The 14,787-nt window shown below is 63.0% G+C and carries 13 protein-coding genes; 7 read left to right on the forward strand and 6 right to left on the reverse strand.

Annotated elements, in window-relative coordinates; all coding sequences use genetic code 11:
* Nucleotides 1–223 precede the first annotated feature (223 nt).
* Together R4P65_RS14365 and R4P65_RS14370 are read left to right on the forward strand one after the other, a co-directional pair.
* Nucleotides 224–1,450 carry a CaiB/BaiF CoA transferase family protein gene (locus R4P65_RS14365; protein WP_230817699.1) on the forward strand — a complete coding sequence of 409 codons (1,227 nt, stop codon included), beginning with the start codon at nucleotides 224–226 and terminating at the stop codon, nucleotides 1,448–1,450.
* Nucleotides 1,447–2,958, forward strand: coding sequence for a carboxyl transferase domain-containing protein (locus R4P65_RS14370; RefSeq protein ID WP_317827013.1), 1,512 nt, complete (start codon nucleotides 1,447–1,449; stop codon nucleotides 2,956–2,958). Before R4P65_RS14365 ends, R4P65_RS14370 begins: the two co-directional genes overlap by 4 nt.
* Nucleotides 2,959–3,045: 87 nt before the next feature.
* Here the strand turns inward: R4P65_RS14370 and R4P65_RS14375 are convergent, their stop codons facing one another.
* The 3 genes from R4P65_RS14375 to R4P65_RS14385 form a co-directional block, all read right to left on the reverse strand.
* Nucleotides 3,046–4,479, reverse strand: coding sequence for a uracil-xanthine permease family protein (locus R4P65_RS14375; RefSeq protein ID WP_317827014.1), 1,434 nt, complete (start codon nucleotides 4,477–4,479; stop codon nucleotides 3,046–3,048).
* Between the two features lie 148 nt (nucleotides 4,480–4,627).
* Entirely contained in the window at nucleotides 4,628–6,271 is a 1,644-nt protein-coding gene (locus R4P65_RS14380; protein ID WP_317827015.1) for a PucR family transcriptional regulator, read from the reverse strand.
* Nucleotides 6,272–6,373: 102 nt separating this feature from the next.
* Nucleotides 6,374–7,489: an XdhC family protein gene (locus R4P65_RS14385; RefSeq protein ID WP_317827016.1), complete on the reverse strand. Its 1,116-nt coding sequence runs from the start codon at nucleotides 7,487–7,489 to the stop codon at nucleotides 6,374–6,376.
* 283 nt (nucleotides 7,490–7,772) lie between these two features.
* Between R4P65_RS14385 and R4P65_RS14390 the strand changes: the two genes are divergently transcribed.
* From R4P65_RS14390 to R4P65_RS14400, 3 genes are read left to right on the forward strand one after another with little or no spacing between them, the layout of a single operon-like run.
* A complete protein-coding gene (locus R4P65_RS14390) occupies nucleotides 7,773–8,960 on the forward strand; it encodes a CoA transferase (RefSeq protein WP_317827017.1) in 1,188 nt (395 codons plus the stop codon).
* A gap of 43 nt (nucleotides 8,961–9,003) precedes the next feature.
* On the forward strand, nucleotides 9,004–9,663 hold the full coding sequence (locus R4P65_RS14395) for a helix-turn-helix domain-containing protein (RefSeq protein ID WP_317827018.1): 660 nt from the start codon (nucleotides 9,004–9,006) through the stop codon (nucleotides 9,661–9,663).
* Nucleotides 9,660–10,319, forward strand: a complete 660-nt coding sequence (locus tag R4P65_RS14400; protein WP_317827019.1) for an enoyl-CoA hydratase-related protein — start codon at nucleotides 9,660–9,662, stop codon at nucleotides 10,317–10,319. The genes R4P65_RS14395 and R4P65_RS14400 overlap by 4 nt, the downstream gene beginning before the upstream one ends.
* On the opposite strand, the gene R4P65_RS14405 is transcribed toward R4P65_RS14400, so the two are convergent.
* On the reverse strand, nucleotides 10,287–10,832 hold the full coding sequence (locus tag R4P65_RS14405) for a hypothetical protein (RefSeq protein WP_317827020.1): 546 nt from the start codon (nucleotides 10,830–10,832) through the stop codon (nucleotides 10,287–10,289). The genes R4P65_RS14400 and R4P65_RS14405 overlap by 33 nt on opposite strands.
* 115 nt (nucleotides 10,833–10,947) lie before the next feature.
* On the opposite strand from R4P65_RS14405, the gene R4P65_RS14410 reads away from it, so the two are divergent.
* A complete protein-coding gene (locus R4P65_RS14410; protein WP_317827021.1) occupies nucleotides 10,948–11,679 on the forward strand; it encodes an MBL fold metallo-hydrolase in 732 nt (243 codons plus the stop codon).
* Here R4P65_RS14410 and R4P65_RS14415 read toward each other — a convergent pair.
* The gene (locus R4P65_RS14415) at nucleotides 11,671–13,062 is read right to left on the reverse strand and encodes an amidase (RefSeq protein ID WP_317827022.1); all 1,392 of its coding nucleotides are present in this window, start codon (nucleotides 13,060–13,062) and stop codon (nucleotides 11,671–11,673) included. The genes R4P65_RS14410 and R4P65_RS14415 overlap by 9 nt on opposite strands.
* A gap of 149 nt (nucleotides 13,063–13,211) precedes the next feature.
* A complete protein-coding gene (locus R4P65_RS14420; protein WP_230817715.1) occupies nucleotides 13,212–13,523 on the reverse strand; it encodes an ArsR/SmtB family transcription factor in 312 nt (103 codons plus the stop codon).
* Between the two features lie 91 nt (nucleotides 13,524–13,614).
* Between R4P65_RS14420 and R4P65_RS14425 the strand changes: the two genes are divergently transcribed.
* Complete coding sequence (locus R4P65_RS14425) at nucleotides 13,615–14,673, forward strand: SDR family oxidoreductase (RefSeq protein ID WP_317827023.1); 1,059 nt, start codon at nucleotides 13,615–13,617, stop codon at nucleotides 14,671–14,673.
* Nucleotides 14,674–14,787 lie beyond the last annotated feature (114 nt).

A 14,787-nucleotide genomic window follows, 5' to 3' on the forward strand; every position in this document is an offset into this window, starting at 1 on the left:
GGTGAGCGTTCGTCACTTCTTACCCACCACTGACACCCGTCGTCGGCAAGGTTACCCATGTGCCGTTGACCGGTGCGCGCTTACCGTTCGAAAGACGGGCCGCACATACCTCCTTCAGTGGCCCTGGCCGGTTTCTCGGTCCAGCGGACCGGAGTCGACCGAACTACGGAGGCCTCAACCACCAACTGGCTCAGCCAATTACACCAGAACACGGCGGTGCGACATGAACTCGACTTCGAAGCCTCACAACACAAGTGCTCGTAGTGGTCCGTTACACGACGTGATTGTCGTCGACCTCACGCGCGCACTCGCGGGTCCTCACGCGGCAATGATGCTCGGCGATCTGGGTGCCGACGTGATCAAGGTCGAATCACCTCACGGTGGCGACGACACCCGTGGGTGGGGGCCGCCTTTTGTGGAACCACCGTTGGAACCGCCGAACACGCAACGGGAATCGACGTATTTCCTGTCCACGAACCGGAACAAGAAATCGATCACGCTCGATCTGAAATCCGACAGTGGGCGCGCGACCCTCGAAGATCTCGTCTGCCGCGCCGACGTTCTCATGGAGAACTTCCGCACCGGAGTGCTCGATCGACTCGGATTCTCCACCGAGCGGCTAGCCGAACTGAATCCTCGACTGATCGTCCTGTCCATCAGCGGTTTCGGCCACGACGGCCCGGAAGGCGGTCGCGCCGGCTACGACCAGATCGCCCAGGGGGAAGCCGGACTCATGTCGCTGACCGGCTCGAGTCCGGACGACGTCCAAAGGGTCGGAGTTCCGATCGCCGATCTTCTCGCCGGAATGTACGGCGCCTTCGGTGTCGTCGCAGCTTTGAAGGAACGCGAACAGACGGGGAGAGGCCGTGTCGTTCGAACGTCGCTCTTGGCCAGCGTGGTCGGTGTTCATGCGTTTCAAGGAACAAAGTGGACCGTCGCCGGCGAGGTAGGAACAGCGCAAGGCAACCACCATCCCTCGATCGCACCGTACGGACTCTTTCGTACCGGCGATGGCGCAGTACAGATCTCGGTCGGCAGCGAGAGCCTGTGGAGAAGATTCTGCGAAGGATTCGACCTCGATCCCGACGCCCCGGGTATGGCAACAAACGCCGAACGCGTCGAGAATCATTTCCAGGTAGTCGAATTGATCGAACGTACCTTCAAGCCGTACTCGCGTGACGAGCTTCTGACCGAACTCGACCGCATCGGAGTACCGGCAGGACGGGTTCGGACGATCTCCGAAGTGTACGAATGGGAGCAGACCCGATCACAGGGATTGCTCGTCGATGTCGACCACAGCACGCTCGGCAACATCACTCTGCCCGGTCCGCCGCTGCGGTTCTTCGATCCGGACGGAACCGAAGTGACGGAGACCCGCCACACTGCACCTCCGGTTCTCGGTGAAGACACTGACGAAGTCATGTCATGGCTACAAGGATTCACCCGATGAACCGCCTGACGGCTCGCGACTTGCTCGACCTGGTGATCGATGCCGGCACCTGGGAGTCGTGGGATACCCCTCCGATCCCCGTCGCGACCGACTCCGATTACGCGGAAGCACTTCTGCGGGCCCAGGAGAAGACCGGGCTCGACGAGTCCGTCCTGACGGGCAGCGCCTCCGTCCGAGGCCGCCGTGTGGCAATCATCGTCTGCGAGTTCGGTTTTCTCGGCGGATCGATCGGCGTGGCAGCTGGCGAACGCCTTGTCGTCGCCATCCGACGAGCTACGCAGGAGCACCTGCCCCTTCTTGCGCTTCCCACGTCCGGGGGAACACGCATGCAGGAGGGGACGACGGCGTTTTTGCAGATGGTCAAGATCACCGCGGCGCTCATCAAGCACAAAGAAGCGCACCTACCCTACATCGTCTATCTCCGAAACCCCACCACCGGAGGCGTATTCGCGTCCTGGGGATCACTCGGTCACGTGACGATCGCGGAACCGGGAGCCCTCGTCGGATTCCTCGGCCCCCGAGTGTTCGAGGCCTTGTACAACTCACCTTTCCCTGCCGGTGTCCAGACAGCCGAAAACCTTCACGAGCACGGACTCATCGATGCAGTGAGGCCGCCAGACCAGCTCGCCGAAATCGTCGAACGCGCATTGCGCATCATCACCGGGGCGCGTCGTGGGTACTCACTGCCAAGTGACCCGTGCGCGTACGACTGCCCACCCGATACGTCGGCGTGGGAATCGGTCGTCGCATCCCGACGCGAAGACCGACCTGGGATTCGTGAAGTGCTGCTCAATTCCGCTTCGGACATGCTCCCGCTCAACGGAACCGGCCAAGGCGAGAATGATCCCGGCATCATGCTCGCACTCGTCCGCTTCGGCGACATGCCCTGTGTCCTTCTCGGACAGGACCGACGCGGACAGACTCCTCACTCCCCACTCGGCCCCGGCGCTCTCCGGGAAGCTCGGCGAGGAATGCGGCTGGCCGCAGAACTCGACCTGCCGTTGGTGACGATCATCGACACGGCAGGCGCGGCACTGTCGAAGGAAGCCGAAGAAGGCGGACTGGCCGGCGAGATCGCTCGGTGCATAGCCGACATGATTTCACTCGAGGTCCCCACCATTTCCCTCCTGCTCGGGCAGGGCACCGGCGGCGGTGCCCTGGCACTGATTCCGGCCGATCGAGTGCTGGCGGCCCGCCATGGTTGGCTGTCGCCCTTACCTCCCGAAGGTGCGAGCGCAATCATGTTCCACGACATCACGCACGCGCCGGACATGGCTGCCAGTCAAGGGATTAGGTCCTTCGATCTGCTCGCGGGCGGCATCGTCGATCGGGTCATCCCCGAATTTCCCGATGCCGCGGACGAATCCGCCGCATTCTGCACCCGTATCGGAGCGGTCCTGCACTACGAGCTGAGCGTGCTCACCGCTACCGATGCGACTGAACGGCTCATCACCCGCACCGAACGAATCAACCGGATCGGCCTGGTCGAAGCCAGTACCTCCGTCTGATCGGTCAATACCCGGAACACCGAAAAGGCCGGACATCCTCCACGGAGGATGTCCGGCCTTCGGTGTGAGCACACATTCAGCTCTACATCACGTGAGCTGTGGGGCAGGTTCCTCCCGATCGCCGCCGGGAGCCTTCGAGACCGGCTTGTTCGGTTCCGGATTCTTCGCATTCAGTTCAGGATTCTTCGAACCTATGAACTGGCACAGGTGGTACATCCCGATCACGACGATGGTGCCGAGCGCGATGCCGCTGAGTGAGAACGTGTCACTGAACTTCAGAGCCGTGTCGCCGATACCGATGATGAGGCCGGCCGCGATCGGCATGAGGTTGAGCGGATTACCGAAGTCGACACCGTTCTCCTTCCAGATCTTGGCGCCGAGAAGGCCGATCATGCCGTAGAGCACCACGGTGATTCCGCCGAGAACGCCGCCGGGCGTCGCCGAGATGACGGCACCGAACTTGGGGGAGAAGCCGAGCATCATGGCGACGATGCCGGCAACCGCGTAGGCGGCGGTGGAGTACACACGGGTCGCTGCCATGACACCGATGTTCTCGGCGTACGTCGTGGTGGGCGAGCCGCCGACGCTGCTGGCGATAGCGGTGGCAAAACCGTCGCCGGCAAGCGCACGTCCCATGTACGGGTCGAGGTCGTCCCCGGTCATCTCGGCCACGGCCTTGACGTGGCCCGCATTCTCCGCGATCAACGCGATGACACCCGGAAGGACCAGGATGATAAACGTGAGGCTGAACGACGGGGCGTGGATGCCGACGATTCCGTTGGCTTCGTCCGAGAACGGGGGCAGTCCGAACCACGACGCCGAGTGCACCGAATCCCAGTTGACGCGGAAATGCTCGGTGATTTCACCGGTGCCTGCGTCGTACGAGGTGATCGTGCCCGAGACGCGATCGAGGATCCAGGAGAGGGCGTAGCCGAAGATCAGCGCGAGGAAGATGGCGATGCGGGCCATGAAGCCGCGTAGCGCGATACTCATGACGATCAGGGCCACCATGACGATCAGGGCCACCCACTGGTCCTGCGGCCAGTACAGCCCCGCGACGACGGGTGCCAAGTTGAATCCGATCAACATCACCACCGCGCCGGTCACCGCTGGCGGAAGAACCTTGAACACGACCCGGCCGCCGAGGAAGTGGATCGCGATACCGATGGCCGCCAGGACGAGTCCGGACACCAAGATCGCGCCGGTCACCTCTGCGGACGTTCCACCTTGGGCACGAATGGCGGCGATACCACCGACAAAGGCCGCCGACGTTCCGAGGTAGCTGGGAATGCGTCCCTTGACCACCAGCAGGAAGAAGAGGGTACAGAAACCCGACATCATCACGGCAAGTTGAGGATTGAGGCCCATGATGATCGGGAACACGAACGTCGCGCCGAACATCGACACCACGTGCTGGCTGCCCAGCCCGATGGTTCTTCCCCAGCTGAGCCGCTCGCCGGGAGCGACCACTTCACCCGGCTTGATGTTCTTTCCATCTCCGTGCAACGTCCAAATCGGCATGATGGGACCTTTCGTGCAGAGGAAGGTGTCCGAACGCTGAGTGTGCTCCAGCTCACAAAACACCGTGACTGGAGTGAAACGCTATTACAGCGCGGGGGTATCGACGTGATGACAATCTGCCAGAACCCACCGACCCGGATTGGCAATATTAGTGATTGATGCCGCGCATCGCGGTTATCTTCAGTGCTAGAGACAGATCGAGTCGGAGTTCGGGTTGCGCCGTAAAGGGTCCCAGCATTTTCTCCAGCTTAACGACCCTGTAACGCAGTGTGTTGTAATGGAAGTGGAGCTTGCGCGCCGTCTCGGCAATGTTGATGTTGGTCGCGAGCAGGACTTCCAATGTCTTGCGCATGTCCTGCGCTTCGGCAGTTTCCTCCGTCAATTCCCGCAGCGTCTCGCGGGCGAACGTCTCGAGCTCGTTTTCGTCCTCGACCAGACTGAGCAGTCTGTACACGCCCAGATCGTCGAACTGAGTCACCGTCCACGGACCGGAAATCCGCCGGCCGACGGTCAGTGCGGTTCGCGCCTGACTGTAGAGCGCAGGGACGGCGTCGATCGCAGCCGTCGGCCGGGACACCCCGACACTGAACGGCCTTCTCCCGCCGCCACCTTCACCACGAACGACCGTGACGAGGTCCCGCACCAATGCCATCGTGTCGGTGCCGACGCCCATCACGATCACCGTCTCGCCCGTCAGCGCGGTCACCGCCGCACCGGGATCACGGTGAGCGATCGCGCCGGAGAACGCCATCGCCTGACGATCGACGACGGGCAGCCGAGCGGGCGCCGCGGAGGTCGGTTCGTCCACCGGATCCGGCTCGATCGAAACGATCACCAGCGGGCGATCGAAGTCCCACCCGAACGTCTTGGCGTGGGAGACAACGTGATCGTGGTCCCCGGCCCGGCCGAGGAGCAGATCGTGAACGAAGTTGGCGCGATGGCGTTCCTCCACCGACGCCACGGCCTGTTCGCGGGTGATGACCAAGGCGCACACCGAAGCGGCACGCTCGACCAGGTACTGGTCGTAACTCGTCATCACGCGCTCACCGGTGAACAACGCGAGACGCCCGTGGTCGATGTGATTGGCGGAAATCGCGGACACCGCGATGAATTGACCGTCGAACTCGTGCAGACCCAACCCGCCCTCGACGGTGTCGGTCCGCAGACGACCGGTGGAATCGACAGCCGGGCAGGCTGACAGATGCTTGCGCTCCGCGGCGTCCCCGGCGCGGCAGATCTCGCGTCCGTCCGAGGTGGTGACCAGAGCCGCACCCTTCATCTCCCGTGCGATGACTTCGGTCAACTGCGGGAGTCCGCCGCCGCCCATCACGACGTCGACCAGTAGCCGCCGCAACCGCTCGGCCCCGAACATGGCGTCGATCTGCGCCGACTCCGTCTGCTCACGGTCCCGCGCCGCGGGGTGATCGCATGCGCCGTGAAAGACCAGAAGCGGAAAGTCGGCGCTTTCGGCCGCGTCGACCAGTTCCGGCGCGAGAGTGTCCCCGTCTGCTCCGAATTGGACGGCGAGCGCTGCAACTCCGCGCGTCGACAACCGTCCGACAAATGCTTTGAAGGTTTCGGTGACCCGGGCGAGGGTTTCCGGCGTGGTGATCAGCAACTGTCCGTGTCGCAGCCACGGACCGATGTCCGGAACCGCCATGAATCCCACCCGGGCTACCGTCGGGTCTTCGGAGCCGCCGGCGACCTTTCGAACACCAGGAAGGAGCGGGGTTCGAAGAAGTTCGGAGAGAACAGCATTCACCTCGGATGCCGGTACGGCCGGGTTTGCCACTTGGCAGGCACCTCGATTTCATTCGGATCACGGAAGATGGTTCACGAAAGAAACGATCCTATCCCCACCGAACACAAGATGTCCGAATTCAGCGCAGTCGACTCAGGCCGTTCGATGCAGGGCGGTCGGATTCTCCTGAGGTGGCGGGTGGATCGGCCCCTGCAGATCCCGCAGTTCCAAACCGGATGCATTGCGCAGGGTCTTGGTCATCTCGGCGAGGATCGACACTGCAGTCTCCTCCGGCGTCCTGGCGCCGAGGTCCAACCCGATCGGTGAGTGCAGACGCCCCAACTCGGCGTCGGTAACGCCTCGCTCCTTCAACAGCGCCACCCGACGCTCATGCGTCGCACGACTTCCCATCGCGCCGACGTATGCAGCCGGCGAACGCAGCGCGATCTCGAGCAAGGGGATGTCGAACTTCTCGTCGTGCGTGAGCACGGCCAGGACGGTTTTGTTGTCGATCGGTGCGGTTTCGAGGAACTTGTGTGGCCACATGACGACCAGATCGTGGGCGTCGGGGAAGCGCGCTCGTGTCGCGAAGACCGGCCGTGCGTCCACGACGGTCACTCGGTAACCCGCAAAGGCGCCCAACGTACACATCGAGGCGGCGAAGTCGATGGCTCCGAAGACGTACATCCTCGGTAGCGGCGCGAAGATCTCGACCAGCAAGTCGTGCTGCGAATCGATGAGAGTTCCCGCCGGCGCGACGAAGGCTACGGACTCACCGGTGTCCATAGTGCGCAACAGGATGGAGACCTCGTCCTCCGTGGCATCCAGATCCCCGCTGCGTCGTCCGTGCTCGACGACGAGGTGCCGTGCCGGTGCTCCCGGACGCACTTCGGTGACCACGACGACAGGCGTATCAGCCTCGATTCGCTCACAGACCTGACCGAACTCGGTGAAATCGGCTCCGACCGCCTGGACAAACACTTCGATGGTTCCGCCGCAGGTCAGACCTACTCCGATGGCGTCGTCATCGGAGACGCTGAAGACCTCGACGCGGCTGGTGCCGTCAGCGAGAACCTCCTGGGCGATCTCGTACAACGCACTCTCGATGCACCCGCCCGAGACGCTGCCGACCACCTCACCGGAGCGTGAGACGGCCATCGAAGCACCCGGCATGCGTGGTGAGGATCGCCAGGTACGGACAACCGTCGCCAGTGCAAAATCCTCGCCACGGGCGTGCCACTGCGCCAGCTGAGTGGAAATGTCGCGCATCGTCTCGCCTCCCGCTTGCATCGCCGTCCGTAGAGAGTTCACGGTATCGGCCCACCGCAATCCTGCCTGTCACACAATGCGCCTAAATCCGAGCCCTGCAGTTGTGCAATGTCGCCGTCGCATCACCGTGCGCTCTCGACCAGTGTTGTCACCGAGCCCAGCCGAAAGCAGGCCTGACCTTCATTCTTCCCCTCTCCGACGATCACTGCAGCGGTAATTCACGCAGATGGTGCGACCGGATCGAGTGGGCGACGTTGCACACCACAGAACCGAGGTTTCTCCCATGGACCAATTGCTCAGCGGTATCAAAGTTCTCGACCTCACCCGCGCTCTCGCGGGGCCTCTGTGCACGTCACTACTCTCCGACTTCGGCGCCGACGTGGTCAAGGTCGAAACCCGTGGCTCCGGCGACAGTTCGCGTCAGTGGCCGCCGTTCGACGGCGATCGAAGCCTCTACTTCGCTTCCGTGAACCGCGGCAAACGATCGATCGCCATCGACATGCGCAGTGACCGCGGGCGGAAACTGCTTCGCAGCCTGGCACTCGACGCAGACGTGCTGGTCGAGAACTTCCGTCCGGGAGTGCTGGCCGACATTGGGCTCGATCCTGATTCCCTCGAGCAGGAGAATCCGGGGCTCGTCGTGATGAGCATCAGTGGTTTCGGCCCGGTGGGCCCGGACCAGTTCGCGCCCGGACTCGACCAGGTGGCCCAGGGGATGTCCGGGCTGATGTCGGTGACCGGCGCCGGGGATCAGACTCCGATGAGGGTCGGTATCCCCATCATCGACACCGTCTCGGGCATCTATGCAGCGTTGGGGATCACGGCGGCGCTGGCCTCTCGCGGTCGCGACGGTCGAGGACACCGCGTGCAGACCTCGCTGCTGGAATCCGCGATCTCGATCATGACCTTCCAGGCCCAGGACTACCTGAGCACCGGACGCGTTGCGACGCCGAACGGCAATACGCACCCGACGATCACGCCGTACGGCGCTTTCGACACCGCGGACTTCCCGATCAACATCGCCACCGGCTCGGACAAGCACTGGATCGCTCTGTGCTCGGTACTCGGAGACCCCGACCTCGCCTTTCGTGCCGAATATGCCACGGGTAAAGAACGTTTGGCGCACCGAGACCAACTGACCAAAGAACTCGAGGACCTACTGACCACCAAGGGCGCGGCGCAGTGGATCACCGAGATCCGCGGTGCCGGAATTCCCTGCGGCCCGATCCATTCGATGGATCAGGTGTTCTCCGACCCGCAGGTCGAGGCATTGCAGATGGTCGAGCAGACACACAGCGCCGACGGGACCTCGATTCCTGTTGTCCGCGGGCCGTTCTGGGTGGACGGCAAAACTCTTCCCGTCAGGAATGCACCACCCATGACCCTCGGCGGTGACGCCGACGACGTACTCGCCGACTTCGGCCTGCGTCCGGAGGAGATTGAAGACCTTCGCGCGAATTCGGTGATCTGACCGCACACTAGTAACAGAGCAGACGCTCTGTTACTGTGCGTTCATGCCTCGGCCACGCGTCCACGACCTCGACACGCTGCTCGACGCTGCCGAAAAACTTGCCGCCACCGCCGGGCCGAGTGCTGTCACGGTCAGGGCTGTCTCCGACGCCACCGGCGTGTCCAATGGGGCGATCTATCACGCATTCGGCTCTCGCAGTGGACTGGTCGGTAGCGCGTGGCTGCGTGCAGCGCAGCGGTTTCTCGCGCTTCAGCAATCGAGAGTGGACGACGCACTCGCGGACCCGTCGCCAACTTCGGCGGTTTCCGCCGTCGTCGCAGCTGCCGAAGTTCCGGCCGTCTTCTCGCTCGACTACTCCCAATCTGCGTTGCTGCTGTTGACGATCCAGCGCGACGAACTGCTCGGCACCGACGTCCCTGCCGACATCGCCGAGCAACTCACACAACTCGACCGGTCTCTGGTCGACTTGTTCATCCGGTTGTCGACCGCGCTCTGGGGCCGCACAGACGGCCGAGCCGTCGAGGCAATCGAGGCCTGTGTTGTCGGCCTGCCTACCGGGCTACTCATTCACCCCGCCAAACGCGCCGACGGTTGGCGAGTCCCCGACGCTGCAGCACGCGCGCGGTTGGATGCGGCGGTTCGCGCCGTTCTGAGTTTGGATCCACCACTCCCACAGTCCCGCAACAGGAAAGGCCAGTCATGACCGCAACTCTGCGCTTCGAAGACAAGATCGCCGTTCTCGATCTCGGCGAGGACGAGAACCGTTTCTCGCCGGATTGGCTCGATGCCGTCGACAAGCTGCTCGATCAGGCTCTCAGCGAAGGCGCACACGCTCTGGTCACCACGGCGACGGGCAAGTTCTACTCCAACGGACTCGACCTCGACTGGCTGGGCGCGAACGGCGACAAGGCGAAGTGGTATGTGCAGCAGGTGCAGTCGCTGTTCGCTCGGATGTTGACGTTCCCGATGCCTACCGTCGCTGCGATCAACGGCCACGCCTTCGGGGCCGGCGCAATGCTCGGCATCGCGCACGATTACCGCGTCATGCGCGATGATCGCGGCTACTACTGCTTCCCGGAGGTGGATATCAACATCCCGTTCACCGAAGGAATGGCAGCTCTCATCCAAGCCAAACTCAGCCCGGCGTCGGCAATCGTCGCCATGACCACGGGGCGGCGATACGGCGGAAGTGACGCATTCGCAGCCGGTTTGGTGGACTTCACCGCATCTGTCGATGCTTTGACCGCCAAGGCCATCGAAATGGTTGCACCGATCGGCCCGAAGAACCCCGGCACACTGGGCGCCATCAAGTCGACGATGTTCGCTTCAGTGGTCACCGCTCTGAATACCGACGGCTAGAAGCGATGGACTGCTTTCTCGCAGAGCCGCTTCCAGATCATCGGCAACACTTTCGGCATCGCGGCCTTCGGTGCCCAGAACCACGTCGACTCCACTGAGTCTCGGCATCGAACCGGCCAGCAGTTGTGACGCTTCCACCAGATCGTCCAGCCCAGCCCAGCCGGCCGGTTCACGTTCGATGATTCTGGTGCGCAATGTATCCGGATCGGCCTCGAGGCGCGCCAGCAGGTGCCCATCGGCGCCGGTCGCGGCCAGCAGCGCACGCCCGTAGTCGTCGTCTTCGACAGTCGCCGTGAGGAAGAGGAGTTCGTACCCCGCTTCCCGGTACGACGCGCACAGCATCCCGACGTGTGCGATTGCCCGTTCGGTCCCCAGTGGCGGGTAGCACCGCTCGAGTTCGTCCACCTCGATCATCGCGTTGCTCACCCCGACCTCGCCGAGTCGATCGTGAAGCGCGGTCAGCACGGAACTCTTCCCCGCGCCCGGCGGGCCTGTCAGCAGCAGTACGAACACGTCCTCCACTATTGCAGAGCCGTGAGCATGTCCAGAACCTTGTGCCGGAACGGGGCGGCGAGAAGGCTGGAGAGGGCAGCTTGACGAGTACTACAGCCCTGATCGGAGCACAGCAATGACCACCACGATCACCGAAATCGCGCCGGACATCTACCGACTGTCGACGTTTGTGGACGAAGCCAACCTCACGATGAACCAGTTTCTCGTCGACGGCGAGGAACCCCTGCTCTTCCACACCGGGCAGCGAGCGTTGTTCACCTCCGTTTCCGACGCACTCTCGACTCTGATCGACATCGACCGCCTGAAATGGATCACGTTCGGTCACGTCGAGGCCGATGAGTGCGGGTCCATGAACTCCTGGCTTGCGGCAGCCCCCGAAGCACAAGTGGCACACGGCGCGATGGGGTGCTTCGTTCAGGTCAACGATCTGGCCGATCGGGCGCCACTTCCCTTGCAGGACGGCGACGTACTCGAAACCGGCAGGCGCCGGGTTCGGCACATCGACACCCCGCACGTCCCACACGGTTGGGACGCGGGCCTGATGTTCGAGGAGACGACGTCCACGCTGTTCTGCGGAGATCTCTTCACCGCCTTCGGGCACCACCCCGCGACCACCGAGCACGAAATCGTCAGTTCCGCTTTGGAAGCCGAGGACTTGGGCCACGCCACCTGCCTCACCCCGGATCTCGAACCCACGATCCGTGCCCTGGCCGACCTCGAGCCGCGGATTCTGGCGACCATGCATGCACCGACGTACTACGGCGATTGCGTCACCACGCTTCACGACCTTGCCGACTCGTACGCAACACGTTTCGCAGCCGAAACCGAAAAGTGGAAGTCAGACTAGAGCTTGCGCATTCGACGTGATTCGCACCGCCACGGACAGCGCAACGTGCTCGTGGAACGGCCGCGCAACCACTTGCACTCCGATCGGTAAACCGTTGCGGGAGAGCCCTATCGGAACCACGACCGACGGAAGGCCGAGCACACTGATCGCCCGGCAATTCGCGAGCGCGTCCATCCACGTGAGTTTGCGACCGCCCACCTCGAAACTCTCCACACCGAGCGGCGGAGCGAGCACCGACGCAACCGGCAGAATCAGGACGTCGCCCATCTCGCCGAGGAAGTCGGCGATCAACACCGCGCGATCCGCCCACAGCGCTTCCACCTCGGCGGAACTCCGATCACGGCCTGCCGCAAGCATGGCGGTGATGTCCGCGTCGAAAGAGTGCGCTGAATTTTCGGCGAGAGAGTAGATGTCCGCGTGGGTCTCGACCGATCGCAACGCGCCGAAAAGCGCGTTGGCCCGCGGCAGAGCCAGACCGTCATACTCGCTCGCGTCCAGGCTGTTCGCCACCGAGCGAACCGCCGACAGGATTTTTTCGTCGACAGGCATGGTCCCTTCGCCGGGCGCCCAGCGGATGTCAAGGTGTTCGACGTCGACCGAGTCCGGCTCGGTCCACGAGAAATGCGGCTTCGACAGGACGCGCAGCGCAAGCGTCGCATCACCGAGGTTGCGGGCCAGTGGGCCGATGGTCTGGATCGTGCCGTGCATCGTCGCAGGGTTGGCGAGCACCCGTCCATCCGAAAGCACGCCGGGGTACTGCCCTTCAGGGTCGATACGGCCGAGCGTCGGACGAACCGAAGTGAGGCCGGTGCAGTGGGCGGGCCAACGCACCGAGCCACCAAAATCCGTACCGAGTCCGAGCACGCTCATTCCGGCAGCAACCGACGCGGACTCGCCGCCACTCGATCCGCCGGGGGACCGGACGACGCCGTCGGGTCGCACCGGACTGGCCGTGGTGCCGAACAGTTCGTTTCGAGTCAGCCCGCACGCGCCGAACTCCGGGGTGTTGGTCTTGCCGATCAGAATTGCGCCGGCGGCCTTGAACGCCGCAACGGCCGGGGCGTCGACGGTCGGGACGTTGTCCGCGAGAGTGCGAGAACCCGCGGTGGTACGCACGCCGGCAGTGGCGATCAGGTCCTTGACCGTGAACGGAACCCCGGCAAGAGGGCCGAGTGTCTCACCGAGAAGGCGTCGCTCGTCCTGGACGTCTGCGGCCGCGCGAGCCTCCTCGGCGCACCCGGTGACCAGTGCGTTGAGTTCGCCATTGCATTCGTCGATCCGTGCGAGATGGTCTTCGACGACGGTCCGGGCCGACACCTGACCCGACTGCACGGCCTCGGCGATGGATCGAGCATCGCGGCCCACCCAGCTCTCACGACTCATCGCACGCCTCTCCTCGCCGGACTCCTCTGCCGAGCGTAGAGACAGCGAGTGAGCCGAGAAACGACCACAATGCACATACCGACGGCTCCGGCGATGTGAGGTTTTGCCACAACGCCTGCAGCCCCGAGGGATCGGTCAGCTGCTGGTATCTACAAACCCTGCCTGATGAATGCAGCAAGCTTCTCGATCTGTTGCTCGTTTCGTTTGTAGTGCCTCCACTGGCCGATTCGTGTGGTGGTCACCAGATCCGCAGCCTGGAGTGCGGCCATGTATTGAGACGCAGTCGATTGCGATACCTTCGCCCTCGCCTGAATGTGTTTGAGGCACACTCCGACCTCCTCGGCAGGCTCGAGCTGAGGGGGAAAGCTTCCCGGGTCTTTCAACCACTGCAGGATTTGCACACGCATCGGGTTGGCCAGCGCCTTGAACGCCGTTTCCCACTCGGTTGCTGTGTCTTCCATGCTCGTCAGCATACCGCTAGATCGCGAAATGCCGATATGTATGGTTCACTCCCTATATCGCAACATCGCGATATACCAATGGGAGGCTGAAATGGTGCAGCACGACAAAGTGGCACTCGTGGTCGGAGCCCGAGGTGTGATCGGTGGAAACTTGATCGATCACCTCGAGTCGACCGGCGAATGGAAGATCGTCGGACTCTCGCGCCGAGGCGGCACGGACACCGACCGGGTCGAACACATCGCAGTCGACCTGCTCGATCCTTCCCAGACCGCGGAGGCACTGAGCGGACTGCACGGCGTCACCCACGTCTTCTACGCAGCCTATCAAGACCGCCCGACATGGGCCGAGTTGGTTCCGCCCAACTTGGCGATGTTGGTCAACACTCTCGACGCCATCGAGCCCGTTGCCGGCGGACTCGAGCACGTCAGCCTGATGCAGGGCTACAAGGTTTACGGCGCACATCTCGGACCGTTCAAAACTCCCGCCCGCGAGAGCGATCCACCGCACATGCCACCCGAGTTCAACGTCGACCAACAGCAGTTCCTCGAACGCAGGCAGCTCGGCAAGTCGTGGACATGGTCGGCGATCAGACCCTCGGTCGTTTCCGGATTCGGATTGGGCAACCCGATGAACCTCGCGATGGTCATCGCCGTCTACGCAACCATCTCGAAGAAACTGGGTGTCCCACTCCGATTCCCCGGCAAACCCGGCGCGTACACCAGCTTGATCGAAATGACCGACGCCGGACTCCTGGCCGAAGCAACGGTCTGGGCCGCTACCAATCCCGAGTGCGCAAATCAGGCGTTCAACATCAACAACGGCGACCTGTTTCGCTGGCATGAAATGTGGCCGAAGATCGCCGCCTTCTTCGACATGGACGTCGCACCTCCACTCCCGATGTCCCTCGATGTCGCAATGGCGGACAAGGAGTCGGTGTGGGATGAACTCGTCGAGGAACACCACCTTGCTCGGACCCCGTACTCCGATGTCTCGTCCTGGGGGTTCGGTGACTTCGTATTCGGATGGGACTACGACTTTTTCGCTGACGGATCGAAAGCTCGGCGGTTCGGATTTCACCGCCACGTCGACACCGAAGCGATGTTCCTCGACATCTTCGCCAATCTGCAGGCTCGGAAGATAATCCCCTGACTGAAAACACGGTCACTTCGGACGCTACGGATACTCTTGTCGGGATAAGCGACTCGCGTCGAGGATCGTTATGCAACTGAGGTGCCGTCGGCCCTCATGGAGATTCCTTTCGTC

Origin of the sequence: Rhodococcus sp. IEGM 1318 (genome assembly GCF_033142465.1) — a bacterium.
Classification (GTDB): Bacteria; Actinomycetota; Actinomycetes; order Mycobacteriales; family Mycobacteriaceae; genus Rhodococcus_F; species Rhodococcus_F qingshengii_B.

Coding starts and splice junctions, on each gene's coding strand:
- R4P65_RS14365 (WP_230817699.1), top strand. CDS start 224: ATGAACTCGACTTCGAAGCCTCACAACACAAGTGCTCGTAGTGGTCCG.
- R4P65_RS14370 (WP_317827013.1), top strand. CDS start 1,447: ATGAACCGCCTGACGGCTCGCGACTTGCTCGACCTGGTGATCGATGCC.
- R4P65_RS14375 (WP_317827014.1), bottom strand. CDS start 4,479: ATGCCGATTTGGACGTTGCACGGAGATGGAAAGAACATCAAGCCGGGT.
- R4P65_RS14385 (WP_317827016.1), bottom strand. CDS start 7,489: ATGCGCGACATTTCCACTCAGCTGGCGCAGTGGCACGCCCGTGGCGAG.
- R4P65_RS14390 (WP_317827017.1), top strand. CDS start 7,773: ATGGACCAATTGCTCAGCGGTATCAAAGTTCTCGACCTCACCCGCGCT.
- R4P65_RS14395 (WP_317827018.1), top strand. CDS start 9,004: ATGCCTCGGCCACGCGTCCACGACCTCGACACGCTGCTCGACGCTGCC.
- R4P65_RS14400 (WP_317827019.1), top strand. CDS start 9,660: ATGACCGCAACTCTGCGCTTCGAAGACAAGATCGCCGTTCTCGATCTC.
- R4P65_RS14410 (WP_317827021.1), top strand. CDS start 10,948: ATGACCACCACGATCACCGAAATCGCGCCGGACATCTACCGACTGTCG.
- R4P65_RS14415 (WP_317827022.1), bottom strand. CDS start 13,062: ATGAGTCGTGAGAGCTGGGTGGGCCGCGATGCTCGATCCATCGCCGAG.
- R4P65_RS14420 (WP_230817715.1), bottom strand. CDS start 13,523: ATGGAAGACACAGCAACCGAGTGGGAAACGGCGTTCAAGGCGCTGGCC.
- R4P65_RS14425 (WP_317827023.1), top strand. CDS start 13,615: ATGGTGCAGCACGACAAAGTGGCACTCGTGGTCGGAGCCCGAGGTGTG.